Consider the following 16729-nt stretch of genomic DNA (forward strand, 5'->3'; position numbering starts at 1 on the left):
TGCTCTCGTGCGCGATCGGGCGCAGGCGTGGGGCGAGCTGGTGAGCGAGCGCCCACTCGCGCAGGCCCGGCAGTCGCTCGCGCTCGCCGATGCCGTGGCATCCGGCTCGGTGTCGCACCTCGCGGAGGCCCGCGTGCACCAGGCCGTACCCTCGGTGGGGGAGCGCGGTTTCGGCATGTGCGGGCGCCTGCGCACCTATGACGTCACAGATGAAGAGGAGACGGCCCGATGACCCGCACCTACACCTTCGCTCCGCTGCCGCAGCCGGTCGTCGGCCCGGGGGACTTCGTGTTCGCCGCGGTCGGGCTCGACCACGGGCACATCCACGGGATGGTCGAGCACCTCGTGAACGCCGGCGCCACCCTGTCGCTCGTGTACGACCCCGACCCGGCCAAGGTCACCGACTTCCTCGAGCGCTTCCCGCAGGCCCGGGCGGCCGCGAGCGAGCAGGAGGTGCTCGACGACCCCGACGTGCGGCTCGTCGCGAGCGCGTCGATCGCGAATCAGCGTGCGCCGCTCGGGGTGCGCGTGCTCGAGGCGGGCAAGGACTTCTTCGCAGACAAGCCGGCCATCACGACGATGGACGATCTCGCGGCCGCTCGTGACGCCGTCGAACGCACCGGCCGCAAGTATGCCGTCTACTACGGAGAGCGCGTGCAGTCCGAGGCGGCGATCCTGGCGGGTCAGCTGATCGACCAGGGTGCGATCGGCAGGGTCCTGCAGGTGGCCTCGTTCGGCCCGCACCGCGTCGGCACGGGACGCCCGGACTGGTTCTACGATCCCGAGCAGTACGGCGGCATCATCTGCGACATCGGCAGCCACAACTTCGAGCAGATGCTGTACTACACCGGCGCGACCGACGGCGAGATCGTCAGCTCGACCGTGGCCAACTACGCTCACCGTGACACCCCGGGCCTGCAGGACTTCGGCGATGCCCATGTCGTGCTCGACAACGGCACCACGGGCTATGTGCGTGTGGACTGGTTCACCCCGGCGGGCCTCGACGTGTTCGGCGACGGACGCACCGTGCTGCTCGGGACCGACGGCTACATCGAGCTGCGCAAGTACGTCGACATCACCACCGACAACGGTGGGGGACAGGTGCTTCTCGTCAATCAGGACGGCCAGTTCCGGTTCGATGCGACCGGCAAGACCGGATACCCGTTCTTCGGGCAGCTGATCCGTGACTGCCTCGATCGCACCGAGCACGCGATGACCCAGGAGCACGCCTTCAAGGCCGCCGAGCTGAGCATCGTGGCGCAGCGGGACGCGCGGGTGCTCGCGGGCTGACGGCATCCGCGACCGCATCCCTCGCGTCGAGCACGCGGACTCCGCGTCCGGCCTCCGTACCCGGCTGCGACGGAGGCCTCCCGCAAGGAAGGAGATCTCCCGCAACGAAGGACCGGACGTGTGGTGAGGTCCTTCGCAGCGCGAGATCTCCTTCGGAGTGCGCGGCCGAGACGGATCAGAGGGTGCTCGGGCGGAAGATCCTCATGGGTCTGACGGTCACGTCGCGCCACACATCGCCCGTGACGTACGGCTCCGCGTCGTACCAGGTGCGGAAAGCGGTCTCGTCTGCGAAAGCGACGTGCATCGACGATCCGATCATCCGACCGTCCTCGGGAGGACGGATGCTGCGCATCGATCCTCCCGAGTGGCAGATCTCCTCCCGAGGCTGGGTCGGGGAGGGCGTACGGTGCGGGGAGGGCGTCACGAGCCGCGTGCGGGCACGGGTCAGGCGACGAGCGACCCCGCCTGCCGCGCCGCGCCGAGGGCCACATACTCTCCGGGCTCGGGCACCTCGACCGCGAGGCCGAGCACCTCGGGGGCGATGTGGCGGACGGCCTCGGACTGCGCGCCACCGCCGATCAGCAGAGCGCGCTCGAGCGGGATGCCGAGGTCGCGCAGTGCGTCGAGTCCGGCTCCGAGGCCCCGCAGCATCCCCTCGACCGCGGCGCGCGCGAGGTTCTCCCGCGTCGTCGAGGCGAGGGTCATGCCCGACAGGGATGCCGTGGCATCGGGCAGGTTCGGGGTGCGCTCGCCCTCGAAGTAGGGGACGAGCGTGAGGCCGTCGGCTCCGGATGCCGCACGCAGCGCGAGATCGCTGAACTCGCTGTGGGTGACGCCGAGCAGGGCCGCCGTGACGTCGACCACTCGCGCTGCGTTCAGCGTCGCGACCAGGGGCAGGAAGTGTCCCGAGGCGTCGGCGAAGCCGGCCACGGTGCCGCTCGGGTCGGCGATCGGCGTCGTGCTGATCGCGCACACCGTGCCCGAGGTGCCGATCGACACCACGACGTCACCGGGAACCGCGCCCAGACCGAGTGCGGCCGCCGCGTTGTCGCCCGCACCCGCGCCGACCCGTCGGCCGTCGGCATCCGTGACCCACTCGTCATGCGCGAGCACGCGGGGCAGCACCACGTCGTGACCGAGCGCCGCGACGAGCAGGTCCCGGTCGTACTCGCCGGTCGTCGGGTTCCAGTACCCGGTGCCCGATGCATCCGACCGGTCCGTGACGAGTTCGTCGAGAACGGGGTTCTCGGGACCGAAGCCCCGCAGGCGCCACGTGAGCCAGTCGTGCGGCAGGGCGACCGCCGCCACGCGCTCGGCGTTCTCGGGCTCGTTGTCGCGCAGCCAGCGCAGCTTCGTGATCGTGAACGACGCCACCGGCACGAGACCGGTGCGGGCTGCGAGTTCGGATGCCCCGAACTCGTCGATCAGATCCTGAGCCGCTCCTGCGGACCGCGTGTCGTTCCACAGCAGCGCATCGCGGATCACGGCACCGGATTCGTCGAGAGCGACGAGGCCATGCTGCTGACCGCCGATCGACCACGCGACGATGTCGTCGAGCGACCCCGCCGCCGTGATCGCGGTGTCGAGCGCATGCCACCAGGCCTCGGGGTCGACAGACGTCCCGTCGGGGTGCGACGCACGACCGGAGCGGACGACCGCCCCGGTCGAGGTGTCGACGACCACGGCCTTGCAGGACTGGGTCGACGAGTCGACCCCGAGAACCAGCGGCATGACGATCAGCGGGCGCCGAGCAGGTGCTCGGTGGCGAGCTGCTGCAGTCGGACGAATCCGAAGCCCTTGCCGCCGAAGTACGAGTTCGCGTCGAAGTCCTCGTAGGCCGAGCGGTCCGCGAGGAAGTCGTCGTAGGACTCACCCGGGTTGAGGGTCGGCGTCGAGAGCTCGTCGACACGGGCGGCGGCGAGCGCCTCCTGCACCTCGGGGTCGGCGCGGAACGCGGCCGCGCGCTCCTTGAGCAGCAAATAGGTGCGCATGTTCGCGGCAGCCGAATCCCAGACGCCGGTCTCGTCTTCGGTGCGGCTCGGCTTGTAGTCGAAGTGGCGGGGGCCGTCGTAGGCGGGCACTCCGCCCGGGCCGCCGTTCTCGAGCAGGTCGACGAGCGAGAACGCGTTGTGCAGGTCGCCGTGCCCGAACACGAGGTCCTGGTCGTACTTGATGCCGCGCTGACCGTTGAGGTCGATGTGGAACAGCTTGCCGTGGAACAGCGCCTGCGCGATGCCGGCGGTGAAGTTGAGTCCGGCCATCTGCTCGTGGCCGACCTCGGGGTTCACGCCGACGAGTTCGGGGCGCTCGAGCGAGTCGATGAAGGCGATCGCGTGGCCGAGGGTCGGCAGCAGGATGTCGCCGCGGGGCTCGTTGGGCTTCGGCTCGATGGCGAAGCGGATGTCATAGCCCTTGTCGGTGACGTAGTCGCCGAGCAGGTTGACGGCCTCACGGTAGCGCTCGAGCGCCTGGCGGATGTCCTTGGCGGAGTCGTACTCGGCGCCCTCGCGGCCGCCCCACATGACGAACGTCTTGGCGCCGAGTTCGGCGCCGAGGTCGAGCTGGCGGAACACCTTGCGCAGAGCGTAGCGACGCACGTCGCGATCGTTCGAGGTGAAGCCGCCGTCCTTGAAGATCGGCGCGCTGAAGAGGTTCGTGGTCACCATCGGCACGACGAGGCCGGTGTCGGCGAGGGCGCCCTTGAGGCGGTCGATCTGGTTCTGGCGCTCGGCGTCGGTCGAGCCGAAGGCGAACAGGTCGTCGTCGTGGAAGGTCAGACCGTATGCGCCTAGTTCGGCGAGCTTCTCGACGGCGTGCACGACGTCGAGTGCCGGGCGGGTGGGGCCGCCGAACGGGTCGGCTCCGTTGTAGCCGACGGTCCAGAGGCCGAAGGAGAACTTGTCGTCGCGGGTGGGGGTGGGCATGGCTGCTCCTGTGCAGGTCATCGGATAAGTTGTGATTCACAACATATCTCATGACAGGGAGCGCGTCCACCCCCTACAGTGAAGGGATGCCGTCACAGCCGAGCCCCGCGCTGGGCACCCGTCCGCACAACCTCGCCCGCATCCTCCGGCTCGTGCACGAGAACGGCGCGCAGTCCCGCGCGGCGCTGACCGAGCAGACCGGACTGAACCGCTCGACGATCGCCGACCTCGTCGCCGAACTGGTCAGACGGGAGCTCGTCGACGAACGGATCCCCGAAATTCCCGGTCGCGTCGGACGTCCATCGCCGGTCGTGACGGCGTCCGACCGGTTCGTCGCCATCGCGGTGAATCCCGAGGTGGATGCGATCGAGATCGCCGCCGTGGGCCTCGACCGCAGCATCCTCGTGCGCGAACGACTGCCGAACGAGACCCTGCCCACGCCGGATGCCGTCGCCGAGGTGATCGCGGCACGCATCGCCGCGTGGCGTGAGGGGCCTCTCGCCACCGCACGGATCGCCGCGGTCGGCATCGCTGTCCCCGGTCTGGTGCGCTCGTCCGACGGAGTCGTGCGCAACGCCCCGCACCTCGGGTGGATCGACGTGCCGCTCGCCCGGCTGGTGCAGTCGGCCACCGGATGCCCGACAGTCGTCGACAACGACGCCACGCTCGGAGCGATCGCGGAGCACCGGTATGGAGCCGGCAGGGGCCTCGACGACATCGTGTATCTCAACGGCGGCGCCTCGGGCATCGGCGGCGGCCTGATCATCCACGGCGCACCGGTCGCGGGTGCCGGCGGCTACGCGGGCGAGTTCGGACAGAACCGTCCGCGCATCTCGGCCGACGACGACCGTCGCACGGCCGACGGCGTGCTCGAGTCGGAGGTCAGCCGCACACTCCTGCTCGGCGCCGTGGGGCTCGAGGCCGCGGATGACGAGACGCTCGAGGCCGAGCTGTCGTCGACGGAGTCCGCCGACGTCGCCGACGAGATCACCCGTCAGGCGCACGTGCTCGCAAGCGCCCTGGCCAACGCCGTCAATGTGCTCAACCCCGCGCTGATCGTGCTCGGCGGCTTCCTCGCGACCCTCGCCGACCTGCGCGCCGCTCAGATCGACGACGATGTGCGCGCGCTCGCGATGTCGGAGAGCGCCGAGGGGCTGCAGATCCGCCCCGCGGCGCTGGGGGCCGACCGGCTGCTGATCGGCGCCGCGGAGCTGGCCTTCGCCGATGTGCTCGCGGATCCCGGGGGAGCAGAGCCGCAGGAACCGCGCACCTGATCGGATCCGACCCGAGAAGTCGGGTCGCAGAGATGCCGCGGATTGCACGATGGTGGGGAAAGGAGGAACCTCATGATCGGAATGCTCAACGCGCTGATCGACCTGGTCGAGAGCGGATCCGGCGATGATCTCGATGTCTCCCGATTCGCCCGCGATCACGGCTCCACGGAGTACCACCTGCGGCGGATGTTCTCGGCGCTGGCGGGGATGCCGCTGTCGGAGTACGTGCGTCGGCGGCGCATGACCCTCGCGGCCGCGGACCTCGTGGCCGGTGCCCCGACCGTTCTCGACGTCGCGGTGCGCCACGGCTACAGCTCGGCGGAGGCATTCGGACGCGCCTTCCGCGCCGTGCACGGGATCAGTCCGGTCGACGCGCGCCGAGACGGGGGTCCTCTTCGCACACAACCCACGCTCCGGTTCCGCCTGAGCGTCGAAGGGAGCACCCCGATGGACGTCACCATCACCCCCACCTCCGAGCTCGTGCTCGTCGGTCATGCGGCGCGAGTGCCGCTGATCCACGAGGGGGTCAATCCTCACATCCAGGCGCATATCGCGGCCATCCCGCCCGACGAGCATGCCCGGTTGAAGCGGCTGAGCGATGCGGAACCCGCGGGCATCCTCGCGATCACCGGAGACATCGCACCGGACGCTCCCGAGGGAACCGAGCTGACGTACCTGCACGGCGTCTCCGTGCGCCCCGACACGCCAGTGCCGGATGGTCTCGACTCGATGCGAGTCGAGGCCGGCGCGTGGGCGGTCTTCGCCGCGTCAGGACCGTTCCCCGAGACGCTCCAGCGCCTCTGGGCGGCCACCGCGACCGAGTGGTTCCCGTCGAACCCCTGGCGGCTGCGGCCCGGCCCTTCGATCGTGCGGTACCTCGAGTTCACCGGTACCCATGCCTCGTGCGAACTCTGGCTCGCGGTGGAATCCGCCTGACCGCAGCATGCGACACTGTGGCCACGGCCCTCCGCCTCCGGCGCGGAGCCGTGGCCGCAGAGCGAGAGGACTGCAGATGGCGATCGACCTGAAGAAGACACTCGATGCGTACAGAGCGAAGAAGGGCGAGTTCCGTCTCATCGAGGTTCCCGCGATGCAGTATCTGACGATCGACGGCGCGGGCGATCCGAACACCGCCCCCGCCTATGCCGACGCGGTCGCCGCGCTCTTCCCCATCGCGTACACCCTCAAGTTCGCGAGCAGGACGCAGCTCGGTGTCGACACCGTCGTGATGCCGCTCGAAGGGCTCTGGCACGCCCCCGACATGCAGGCGTTCACGACGCGCCGCGAGAAGTCGGCGTGGCTGTGGACCCTGATGATCATGGTGCCCGAACACGTCACACACGAGATGTTCGTCGCCGCGGTCGATGCCGTCGAGGTCAAGCTCGCGGCGAAGAAGCAGGTGTCACCGGCGCTGCGATCCGTGCGCCTCGAGACCCTCGACGAAGGGCTCAGCGTGCAGACCCTGCATGTGGGTTCCTATGACGACGAGGCTCCCGTGCTCGACGAGCTGCACCACCGCTTCATCCCCGAGAACGGCCTGCGCATGACCGGTCGGCATCACGAGATCTACCTCAGCGATGTCCGGCGGGTCGCCCCGGCGAAGCTGCGCACGATCCTGCGGCAGCCCGTCGAGCGCCTGACGTGACGGACTGCGTGGAGCATCCGTCCACGTCCGGCGGCGCAGGGAAGGCGCCCCTCCGCAGATAGTCTGCTCAGATGGAGACCCCGAAGGACGTCGCGCGCACGGCGCAGCGTTCCGACGGCTTCCGGCGCACCGCCCGCGCGGGATTCGTGGTCGTGGGGCTCGTGCACATCATCATCGGCGTGATCGCGGTCTCCATCGCCACGGGTGGGGGCGGGGATGCCGATCAGGACGGCGTCATGAAGGTGATCAGATCGACGCCCATCGGCGGGCTGCTGCTCGGAGGGGTGGCCGCGGCGCTGATCGCCCTGGCGATCTGGGAGGTCGCGGGCGGACTGCTCTCGGCGAGCAGGGACGATGCGAAGCGCTGGGGACGACGCCTGAAGATGATGGGCATCGCGGCCGCGTACCTCGTGATCGCGGGGCTCGCCCTGGTGTTCGCCTTCGGCGGGAGCATCGAATCCGAGAAGACGATGCAGACCCTCAGCACCCTGGTGCTGGCCGTCCCCGGCGGAACCGTCCTGCTCATCGTCCTCGGTCTCAGCGTCGCCGGCGTGGGCGTGGGGTTCTTCGTGATCGGCATCACCCGGGGCTTCGAGAAGACGATGGACATGCCGGACGGACCTTCGCACGTCTGGATCGTCTCCCTCGGCATCGTCGGGTACCTCGCCAAGGGCATCGCGATCGCGGTGACCGGAGCGCTCTTCGTCGTGGCGGCATGGACGCAGGACCCCGACAAGGCGGCGGGTCTCGACGCCGCCCTGCGCAGCATCACGGCGCTCCCGCTCGGGGAGCCCCTGCTGTGGCTCGTCGGCGTGGGCCTCGCGATCTACGGAGTCTTCTCGATCGTGCGGGCGCGATTCGCGCGCATGTGACCACGAGGGTCAGGCGCTCGCGGGTTTCTCGCTCCAGATCAACAGGAATGCGCCGAGCGCGATCATGAGTCCGCCTCCGGTGGCGCTCAGGGCCTCGATTCGGCGTGGTGACCGGCCGAACCATGCCCGGGCCGAGCTCGCCAGCAGCACCCAGAGCGCATCGCAGGCGACACCGATCGCGACGACGATCGCGCCGAGCACGAACAGCTGCATCGGCACCGCCCCGGCATCGAGATCGACGAACTGGGGCAGGATCGCGAGGAAGAACGCGATCGACTTCGGGTTGGTGACGCCCACGACGAAGCCCTCGCCCAGCAGGCGCGCGCCCGACCGCTTCGGCACTGTGCCGCTCGCTGTCGCCGCGGCATCCCTGCGATGCCGGATCGCCTGGACGCCGAGGAAGATCAGGTAGCCGGCGCCGAGCACCTTCACGATCGTGAACAGCACGATCGACTGGGCCACGACAGTGCCGACGCCGAGCGCGACGCCCACGACGAGCAGGATCGAGCCGAGTGCGGTCCCCAGGATGCTGAGGAAGCCGCCGAGTCTGCCGAGCGCCATCGCTCGACCGATCGTGAACAGCACGGTCGGTCCGGGGATCACCACCATGACGAACGCCGCGATGACGAAGGTCGTGAACGTCTGCGCGCTGAGCATGCAGCGAGCCTAGGGCAGCCATTGCACATCCGATCCGAAAAAGATTTCAGGTCCACCGTCATAAATCTCTCGGGCGGCGGTCTGGGTATGTGACGGGCAGCGTCTGCGGCCCAGCACTGGGGAATTTCATAGCACTGGGCAGCGACGCCTCTCCTCGTCGTACTGCCCGCGGTGGGCGGAGGGCCTGCCGGGATAGGGACACTCATGAGCCTGCGCTCACACACTCACACGGCATCACGGGCCGTCGCCGCGCCGCGCCGTCGGGCGCTCACGCGGCTGTGCGGCATCCTGGCGGTCGCCGGCGTACTCATCGCCGGTGGCACCCTCGCGCCGAACACGGGCATCACCGCTGCGGCGACGGTTCCCGGCACGCCCGGCACGCCTCAGCCCGGCACGCCGGTGTACACCGAGAACTTCTCGAACCAGAACGCGAGCCTGGCCGCGCTCCCGCTCACGACCTACGTCGGGGGCGCCGCGGCGGCGAACTCTACGTACACCGCGTCGACGCAGTACCTGCCGGCCGGCAACCAGTGCGATGGGTGGATCATGAGCGCCACGACACCGGCGGCGCCGGTGACCGACCTCGGCTGCCTCAACAACGTGGCGACGACATGGCCGTCCCTGCAGCAGATGGCCCGCGCGCTCGGAGTCGCGCAGGGGCAGACGACGACCCAGGCCGCCACCAATCAGGTCCTCACCTCGTACACGAACGCGGCCAACGGTGTCATCGCCGCCGGAACGCAGTTCCGCACGGTCAACACGATCCCCGCCATCGGTGGGCACTACTACGCGGTGTCCGCGTTCTTCGCCGCGGTGAACTGCCCCGCGGCAGCGCCGAGCGAGAGATTCAGCCTCATCGTCAACGGAAGCCCGATCGTGCTGAGCTCAGGGCTCAACCCGTGCAACCCTGCGTCGCCGACGCCGTGGCAGACCCAGATCGCCAACCTGCACTCCGCTGCCTACATGGTGCCGGTGGGCACGACTGCCAACCTCGGTCTCGAGCTCTACAACGCGGCCGCGACCGGAAGCGGCAACGACGTCGCTTTCGACCTCCCGCAGATCGTCGACGTCACGCCCCAGCTCGACAAGGCGTTCAGCCCGACGCTCATCCTCAACGGAGCCACGTCGAAGATGACTCTGACGGTCACGAACACCGACGATCTGATGGCGAAGAACGACTGGTTCATCACGGACGTGCTTCCCACGAATCTCAAGATCGCGGCGGCTCCGAATATCGGCGGCACCTGCGTGCAGCGCTCCGGTGCGGCCTACGCCGTCACGGCGCCCGCCGGCGGTACGACGGTCTCGGTGACCGGAGGCGACCTCGCACTCAACCAGGCCTCCTGCACGATCACGGTCGATGTCACGTCCACGGTCAACGGCACGTACGTCAACGGTCCCGCCAACATCACGACCAACCTGAACCCGCCGTCCAACGCGACTCTCGAGGTGATCCAGCCGTCGATCGACCTGGTCAAGACGTCGAACATCGCGAACTACGACGCGGTCGGCGACATCGCGACATACACCTTCGTGGCCACGAACACCACGCCGAAGGCCCCGACCAACACGATCGTGAACACCAGCCTCACGACCGTGACGATCACCGAGGACATGTTCTCGGGCGTCGGCGACATGAGCGCCCTCTCGTGCGACAAGCCCGCGCCCGTGACGCTCGCGAGCGGCGAGAAGCTGACCTGCACGGCCACGTACGTGGTGCAGCAGGGCGACCTCGACGCCGCGCCGCTGACTAACGTCGCCCGCGCCACCGGAACCCCGGCGACCGGGCCGAAGGTCACCGACACCGACGACGAGATCATCCCCGCCGTCTGGACGCCCGCGCTCCTGCTCGACAAGACCGCCTCGGTGGTCGACATCGACCAGGACGGCGTCACCGGACTCGGCGACCACATCATGTACGCGTTCGACGTGACCAACACCGGCAACGTCACGGTGTCGGAGATCACGGTCGTCGACGACCTGCTCACGCAGTTCGACATCACCGTCACCTGCACGCCGACCACGATCGCGCCGACTCAGGTCGCGCACTGCGTCGCCGACGCGCCGTACGTGATCACGCAGCCCGACGTCGACGCGAAAGAGGTCCTGAACGCCGCGTTCTCGACCGGCAAGACTCCGTCCGGCGGACCGGTGCGGTCGAACGACGACAGCACCCGCACGCCCATCGAGCCGTTCCGGATCCCGCTGCAGATCGAGAAGATCGGCGAATCCTCCGCGAACGACTGGGTGCGCATGGACGGCTCGTCGTTCCAGGTGCTCGAAGACGTCGACGGCGCCCCGGGCGCAGCGCTCCCGTTCACGGTCGCCGACGTCGAGCTCGGACTCTTCCAGATCGACAGCATCCCGGCCGGCACCTACTGGCTCAGCGAGCTGACGGCGCCCGACGGCTTCAGCCTGCTGGCTGAGCCCGTGCAGTTCACGATCAATCACGACCGCACGGTCAGCGTCGTCGACGGCGGCGACGAGGCCGTGACCGCGGCGGGGCAGGTCATCACGGTGCGCGACGTGCCCGCGATGCTCCTTCCGACCACCGGGGGGACGGGCGCACTGCCCTACGTCCTCGCCGGTTCCCTCACCGTCGTCGTCGCGGGTGGGTGGGCCTTGATGGTCCGCCGTCGTCACGCCCGTTCCGATGCGAACGACCCGCAGATCTGATCTGCATCCCCAACACCATCACCTGAAACCAACCGGGAACACCCGGCCACCGAGAGAGAGACACAGTGAACACTCCCACCAACGGACGCGGTTCCCGCGTCGCGGCAGGCCTGCTGGTCGCAGGCGTCGCCGCGCTCACCCTCGCAGCACCCGCGAGCGCTGCGACGCCCAACCTCGTCGACCCCGATGCCGTGGGCTCGCTCACGATCCACAAGTTCGAGGCTCCTGAGACGCCGACCGGACTGCCGAACGACGGCACGGAGCAGAACGTGGCGCTCGACCCGCTCGCCGGAGTCGGCTTCACGGTCTACAAGGTCGACACGGTCGACCTCACGAGCAACCAGGGCTGGGTCGACGCGAGCGACCTCGCCGATCTCGCGCCCGACAGCGTCGCCGACATCACCGCTGCCGGATACACGGCCAGCGCGATCGGTGGCGAGACGCTGACCGACGCGAACGGTGAGATCGCGCTGGCGAACCTCGACCTCGGCCTCTACTTCGTCGTCGAGACCTCGCCGCTCGCAGGCTCCACCGGTGTCGCTCCGTTCCTCGTGACGGTGCCGCTGACCGACCCGGCCGACGACGACAACTGGCTGTACGACGTGCACGTCTACCCGAAGAACGCGCTCACCGAGGTGACGAAGACCGTCGAGGACTCCGAGGACGTGAAGCTCGGCGACGAGATCGACTTCACGATCACGGGTGACATCCCCAACGTCGCCGTCATCGACGGATACAAGATCGTCGACACGCTCGACACCAAGCTCGACTACGTCTCCGCTGCGGTGACGCTCGTCGACGGCACGCCGCTCGCCGCGACCGACTACACGGTCGCCTACGACGCCGGCACCCGTGCCGTCACCGTGGAGTTCACCGCCTCGGGCCTCGCGGTCCTCGCAGCGAACCCGGCCGCTCAGGTCCAGGTCGTCCTGACGGCCGTCGTCAACACGGTCGGCGAGATCGCCAACACCGCGGTCCTCTACCCCAACCTCAGTTCGTACACGGTTCTGCCCGGCGAGCCCGGTGGACCCACCGTCACCCCCGAGGTCATCACCAAGTGGGGCGATCTGACGGTCGAGAAGACCGACAAGGCCGGCGCGCCGCTGACCGGTGCGGTGTTCTCGGTCTACCCGACGCAGCAGGATGCGGTCGACGGCACCAACGCGATCACCCTGGGCGGCGCGACCGAGTTCGCCGTCGCAGCCGACGGCACCGTGACCCTGTCGGGTCTGCGCTACTCCGACTGGGCCGACAACGCCACGGTCGCTCCGGGCGAAGAGGGCTACCAGACCTACTGGCTCGCCGAGATCGTCGCTCCTGACGGATACGAGCTGCTCGCGGCGCCGATCGAGTTCACCATCACGGCTGCCACCACCGCCGTCGGTGTCGACCTCGAGGTCGTCAACGTGCCGTCCAACGCCGGCTTCAAGCTGCCCCTCACCGGTGGCGCGGGAACGACCCTGTTCCTCGCCGGCGGCGTGCTGCTCCTCGCCGGAGCCGTCCTGCTCGCCATCCGCAACCGCCGCAAGGTGAGCACCGAGGCGTAAGCCGGGACCGGCCGTGCGGGGGAGGTGTCGAGGTCCCTTCCCCCGCACGGCCCACTCGCGTCGACGCCGCGTCGACGTCGCCTCCCGATCGATCCACCGCCTGATTCACATACGGAGAGCCCCGTCATGACCGTGATCGACACACCCGCACCTGATGCTCCCGCTCAGTCGCGAGCCCGCGCCGGGCGCGCCTCGTGGGGGTGGAGCCAGACGATCATCGTCCTGATCGCGACCATCGGCATCGGAGTGCTCGTCTATCCGACGGCCGCAGCGTGGTTCTCGGCGTGGAGCCATGACACCGATGTCGACGGCTACGTGTCGTCCGTCGAGCAGATCCCGGCGCATGAGGTCACCGACCTGCTCGACCAGGCAGAGGCCTACAACCAGAACCTGCCCACCGGTCCGCTCCGCGATCCGTACGCTCTGGGTGCCGACGGGCAGCAGACCGCGATCGGCGACGGGACCGACGCCTACTTCGACACGCTCTCCACCGACGGCACCGAGGCGATGGCGCGCGTGCGCATCCCGAGCATCCATGTCGATCTGCCGATCTTCCACGGCACCGGCGAAGAGGTCCTCGCCCGGGGGGTCGGCCACCTCTACGGCTCGTCCCTTCCGGTCGGCGGCCCCGGCACGCACGCGGTGCTCACCGGACACAACGGATTCGTACAGGCCACCCTGTTCGACGACATCGATGAACTGGTCGAGGGCGACCTCATCATCGTCACCACGCTCGGTGAAGACCTCTACTACGAGGTCGACAGCACCGAGACGGTGCTCCCCGACGAGACCGAGTCGCTCCGGCAGGTGCCGGGCAGGGACTACATCACTCTCGTGACGTGCACGCCCACAGGGGTCAACACGCATCGACTCCTCGTCCGCGCCGAGCGCGTGGATGCGCCCGCCGACGACTCGACCGTCACGACGATCGCGGATTCCACGGATCCCGCCGGGTTCCCGTGGTGGGCGCTGCTCGTGCTCGGAGTCCCGACTCTCACCGCCATCATGGTCATGCCCCGTCGCCACCCGCGTCGGGGCGCGATCTCCGCCGAGCCGAGCGCGCCGTGACCACCGTGGCGCTGACCCCGCGGCCGGAGGAGGTCTCGGACGTCCTCTCCGGTGAGTCTCCGGTCGCGATGCCGGAGACCGCGGTCGCGGCACGTTCCCGGCCGCGTGGCCGCGTCGGACTCCTCGTCGCCAGCATCGCGCTCGTGGGGCTCGGGGCGAGCTTCCTGGTGGTCTCCACCGTCGCTCCGGACGCCGTCGACAGGGTCACCGGTGACATCAAGGTCACCGTGCAGAAGCAGTTCCAGCAGATCTTCGATCCGGATGCGCTACCGGTCCTCAGACTCGGGGGAGAGGGGGGTCTCGCGCAGCTCGACGAGTGCGATGGGACCTTCACCGAGATGATCAGCTATCGCGTCGACGGCGTGCCGCCGCTGTTCGCCGCGCACAACAACTGCGGGGGAGACGTCATCCTCGGCTGGGAGCTCGGGCAGCGAGTGAGGGTCGAGGGGTCCGACATCGTCTACGAGGTCGTCGAAGAGCGACACACACCGAAGTGGTCCGATGTCGAGGCGCTCGTGGGCATGTCCGGCGAGTTCATGGTGCAGACCTGCTTCTACGGCGAGAATCGCATGCGCTTCCTCGCGCTCGCCCCGGTCGATCCGCAACCCCGGGCGGACTGATCTCACCGATTTCACAGGAATCTCCCCGTCGGGCGTCATGATTCCCGCCCGTAAGGGTCTTGTAAGTATGGCCACAGGCCGCAGCGTCGGTTGATTGCCCGACGCCCCGCTCCGCGGGAACGACCCTTCCCAGAGTCGGAGGGACGAGGCATCCCCACGCCTCGTCCCTCATCCGCACGCGCCCTGGTGACATCGTCGTGCGCGTGCGGTGCCGCCTCAGATCTCGGAGCACGATGAACGACACACTCCCCGTCGGCACGACTCTCGGTGGCGACGTCGATGGGCCCCCGGACGAACAGATCGTTCGGGCGGTGCGCGCGGGGGACACGCGCGACTTCGCTCTGCTGTGGAGCCGACATGCCGATGCAGCGCGGTGCGCTGCGCGGTCGATCGCTCCCGCGGTAGATGCGGAGGACCTCGTGAGCGAAGCCTTCGCCACGATCCTGCGCATCACGCGCTCCGGTGGGGGACCGAGCGACGCGTTCCGGCCGTATCTCGTCGCGACCGTGCGCAACACCGCGGTCAGGTGGGCGCGTGGGGATGAGGTGATCCCCATCGACGGCCTCTCCGAGCGCGACCTCTCGTACGGTGAGATCGACCCCCTGGAGAGGGTGTCGGAGCGGTCGACGGTCGTCTCTGTGCTCCGCACGCTGTCACCGCGCCATCGCGCGCTCCTCTGGTATCTGAACGTCGAGGGCATGAAGCCGCGCGAGCTCGCACCGCTGATGGGGATGACTCCCAACGCGGTGTCGGTTCTGGCCTTCCGCGCGAGGGAGAGCTTCCGGCGCGCATGGCTCGACGCGCACATCGACAGTGCCGCCCGCGACGGGTGCGACGACGCTCGTCTGTGAGCGCCGACGGGTTCGGCCGAGTTACTTAATCGCTCAATGTCGGAATACCGAAATCTTGCACCGCGAGTACTGCTCAGGCTGGCGATCGTGCATCTAAAGTCATCAACTGCCATAGAAATCTACATATCGGTCACGGGCGTGATGGTCGCGAGCGCCCCGTCCGCGAGGCCCCCGCCCACACTCAGCGCGATCGTATATGCAGGCCCTCCTCTCCCGGATCCTGCACTGAATCCCCACACCCACAGGAGAGTGCCCGATGCGCGACATCCACGGCATCGATGAACTCAGCCGCGGCGCGATGAACCGGAGGCTGAGCGACGGCATCGAGGTGGCTCGATGAGCGCCGCGTTGATCCGATCGGCGTGGCATCTCGACGCGGATCTCAGCGACCATGATCTGGTCGAGGCGACGCGGGCCGGGGACAGCAATGCCTATGGCGTGCTCTGGGATCGGCACTCGCCGTCTGCGCTGCGCGCCGCGCGCGCGATCACGAGTTCGATCGACCCCGAGGACCTCGTCAGCGAGGCGTTCGCCAAGACCTTCAGTGCGATCAAGAACGGGGGAGGGCCCACCGACGCCTTCCGGCCCTACCTGTTCGCCGCGGTGCGCAGCGCGGCGGCGACCTGGGGCGGCAGGCAGAAGGACATCGCCCTCGAGTACATCGACGAGATGCCGGTGGATGACACCGATGACTCCCTCGATCTCCTGTCGGACAGGTCGCTGCTGACCGCGGCATTCAAAGACCTGCCCGAGCGCTGGCGCACGCTGCTCTGGTACCTCGAGGTCGAGGGGATGAAGCCGCGGGAGATCGCCCCGCTCATGGGGCTCAGTCCCAACGCGGTGTCGGTGCTCGCCGCGCGGGCACGTGAGGGGTTCAAGACGGCCTGGCTGCAGGCTCACATCGCCGCGCCGGAGCGCGATCCCGAGTGCCGCTGGACCTGTGAGCGCATCGTCGCGCAGGGGCGCAAGCGTCACATCGCTCGGGCCGACAGGGTGCGCTTCGAGGCGCATCTGCAGCAGTGCCGACGATGCACGATCGCGAACGTGGAGGTCACCGAGGCCTCGTCGAAGCTGCGTGCCGTGCTCCTCCCGCTGATCCTCGGCGGCCCGGCGGCCGCGCTCTACTCGGCGGGCTCTCCTGCGCCCGCATCCGCCTCGGTCAGCGCGTCCGGCGGCGCGGCCAAGAACCTGGCCCCGCTGCTCGTCGCGGCAGGGGCGATCCTCGCGGTGGGGGCGGGTGCGGTCGCGTTCGCATCACAGCTGCTCCCGGCTGATGCGCCGGGGTCCCACGCGTCCGCTCCCACG

Annotated in this window: 15 protein-coding genes and 1 pseudogene; 12 read left to right on the forward strand and 4 right to left on the reverse strand. The window is 69.0% G+C overall.

From position 1 onward, the window contains the following. Positions 1-232: pseudogene (locus RTM68_RS10890) on the forward strand (cupin); the annotation flags it as partial. Beyond that, positions 229-1290, forward strand: a complete 1062-nt coding sequence (locus tag RTM68_RS10895) for a Gfo/Idh/MocA family oxidoreductase (RefSeq protein ID WP_312170741.1) — start codon at positions 229-231, stop codon at positions 1288-1290. The pseudogene RTM68_RS10890 and the gene RTM68_RS10895, both read left to right, overlap by 4 nt. 175 nt (positions 1291-1465) lie before the next feature. Here RTM68_RS10895 and RTM68_RS10900 read toward each other — a convergent pair whose 3' ends face one another. The 3 genes from RTM68_RS10900 to xylA all read right to left on the reverse strand — a co-directional run bounded on the left by RTM68_RS10900 (position 1466) and on the right by xylA (position 4214). Next, entirely contained in the window at positions 1466-1642 is a 177-nt protein-coding gene (locus tag RTM68_RS10900) for a hypothetical protein (protein WP_312170743.1), read from the reverse strand. A 92-nt stretch (positions 1643-1734) separates the two neighbouring features. Beyond that, entirely contained in the window at positions 1735-3021 is a 1287-nt protein-coding gene (xylB, locus tag RTM68_RS10905; RefSeq protein WP_312170745.1) for a xylulokinase, read from the reverse strand. A gap of 5 nt (positions 3022-3026) precedes the next feature. Then, a complete protein-coding gene (gene xylA, locus RTM68_RS10910) occupies positions 3027-4214 on the reverse strand; it encodes a xylose isomerase (RefSeq protein WP_312170746.1) in 1188 nt (395 codons plus the stop codon). Between the two features lie 86 nt (positions 4215-4300). Here xylA and RTM68_RS10915 point away from each other — a divergent pair, with 86 nt between their 5' ends. The 4 genes from RTM68_RS10915 (at position 4301) to RTM68_RS10930 (ending at position 8005) form a co-directional block, all read left to right on the forward strand. After that, the gene (locus tag RTM68_RS10915) at positions 4301-5488 is read left to right on the forward strand and encodes an ROK family transcriptional regulator (RefSeq protein ID WP_312170748.1); all 1188 of its coding nucleotides are present in this window, start codon (positions 4301-4303) and stop codon (positions 5486-5488) included. A 72-nt stretch (positions 5489-5560) separates the two neighbouring features. After that, the gene (locus tag RTM68_RS10920) at positions 5561-6424 is read left to right on the forward strand and encodes a GyrI-like domain-containing protein (RefSeq protein WP_312170750.1); all 864 of its coding nucleotides are present in this window, start codon (positions 5561-5563) and stop codon (positions 6422-6424) included. 76 nt (positions 6425-6500) lie between these two features. Next, the gene (locus RTM68_RS10925) at positions 6501-7133 is read left to right on the forward strand and encodes a GyrI-like domain-containing protein (RefSeq protein WP_312170751.1); all 633 of its coding nucleotides are present in this window, start codon (positions 6501-6503) and stop codon (positions 7131-7133) included. A 71-nt stretch (positions 7134-7204) separates the two neighbouring features. Then, positions 7205-8005 carry a DUF1206 domain-containing protein gene (locus tag RTM68_RS10930; RefSeq protein WP_312170752.1) on the forward strand — a complete coding sequence of 267 codons (801 nt, stop codon included), beginning with the start codon at positions 7205-7207 and terminating at the stop codon, positions 8003-8005. 9 nt (positions 8006-8014) lie between these two features. On the opposite strand, the gene RTM68_RS10935 is transcribed toward RTM68_RS10930, so the two are convergent. Continuing rightward, positions 8015-8662 carry a LysE family translocator gene (locus RTM68_RS10935; protein ID WP_312170754.1) on the reverse strand — a complete coding sequence of 216 codons (648 nt, stop codon included), beginning with the start codon at positions 8660-8662 and terminating at the stop codon, positions 8015-8017. A 204-nt stretch (positions 8663-8866) separates the two neighbouring features. Here RTM68_RS10935 and RTM68_RS10940 point away from each other — a divergent pair, with 204 nt between their 5' ends. From RTM68_RS10940 to RTM68_RS10965, 6 genes are all read left to right on the forward strand, one after another. Beyond that, positions 8867-11338, forward strand: coding sequence for a SpaA isopeptide-forming pilin-related protein (locus RTM68_RS10940; RefSeq protein ID WP_312170756.1), 2472 nt, complete (start codon positions 8867-8869; stop codon positions 11336-11338). 65 nt (positions 11339-11403) lie between these two features. Then, positions 11404-12885, forward strand: coding sequence for a SpaH/EbpB family LPXTG-anchored major pilin (locus RTM68_RS10945; protein ID WP_312170757.1), 1482 nt, complete (start codon positions 11404-11406; stop codon positions 12883-12885). Between the two features lie 126 nt (positions 12886-13011). Further along, positions 13012-13953 (forward strand): class C sortase, encoded by a 942-nt coding sequence (locus tag RTM68_RS10950; protein WP_312170758.1) that lies wholly within the window; start codon positions 13012-13014, stop codon positions 13951-13953. Further along, positions 13950-14573 (forward strand): hypothetical protein, encoded by a 624-nt coding sequence (locus RTM68_RS10955; RefSeq protein ID WP_312170760.1) that lies wholly within the window; start codon positions 13950-13952, stop codon positions 14571-14573. The genes RTM68_RS10950 and RTM68_RS10955 overlap by 4 nt, the downstream gene beginning before the upstream one ends. Positions 14574-14806: 233 nt before the next feature. Beyond that, positions 14807-15424 carry a sigma-70 family RNA polymerase sigma factor gene (locus RTM68_RS10960; protein WP_312170761.1) on the forward strand — a complete coding sequence of 206 codons (618 nt, stop codon included), beginning with the start codon at positions 14807-14809 and terminating at the stop codon, positions 15422-15424. A 336-nt stretch (positions 15425-15760) separates the two neighbouring features. Further along, a partial coding sequence (locus tag RTM68_RS10965) for a sigma-70 family RNA polymerase sigma factor (RefSeq protein ID WP_312170762.1) occupies positions 15761-16729 on the forward strand: 969 nt, incomplete at its 3' end.

Origin of the sequence: Microbacterium sp. (assembly GCF_031988965.1) — a bacterium.
Lineage (GTDB): Bacteria > Actinomycetota > Actinomycetes > Actinomycetales > Microbacteriaceae > Microbacterium.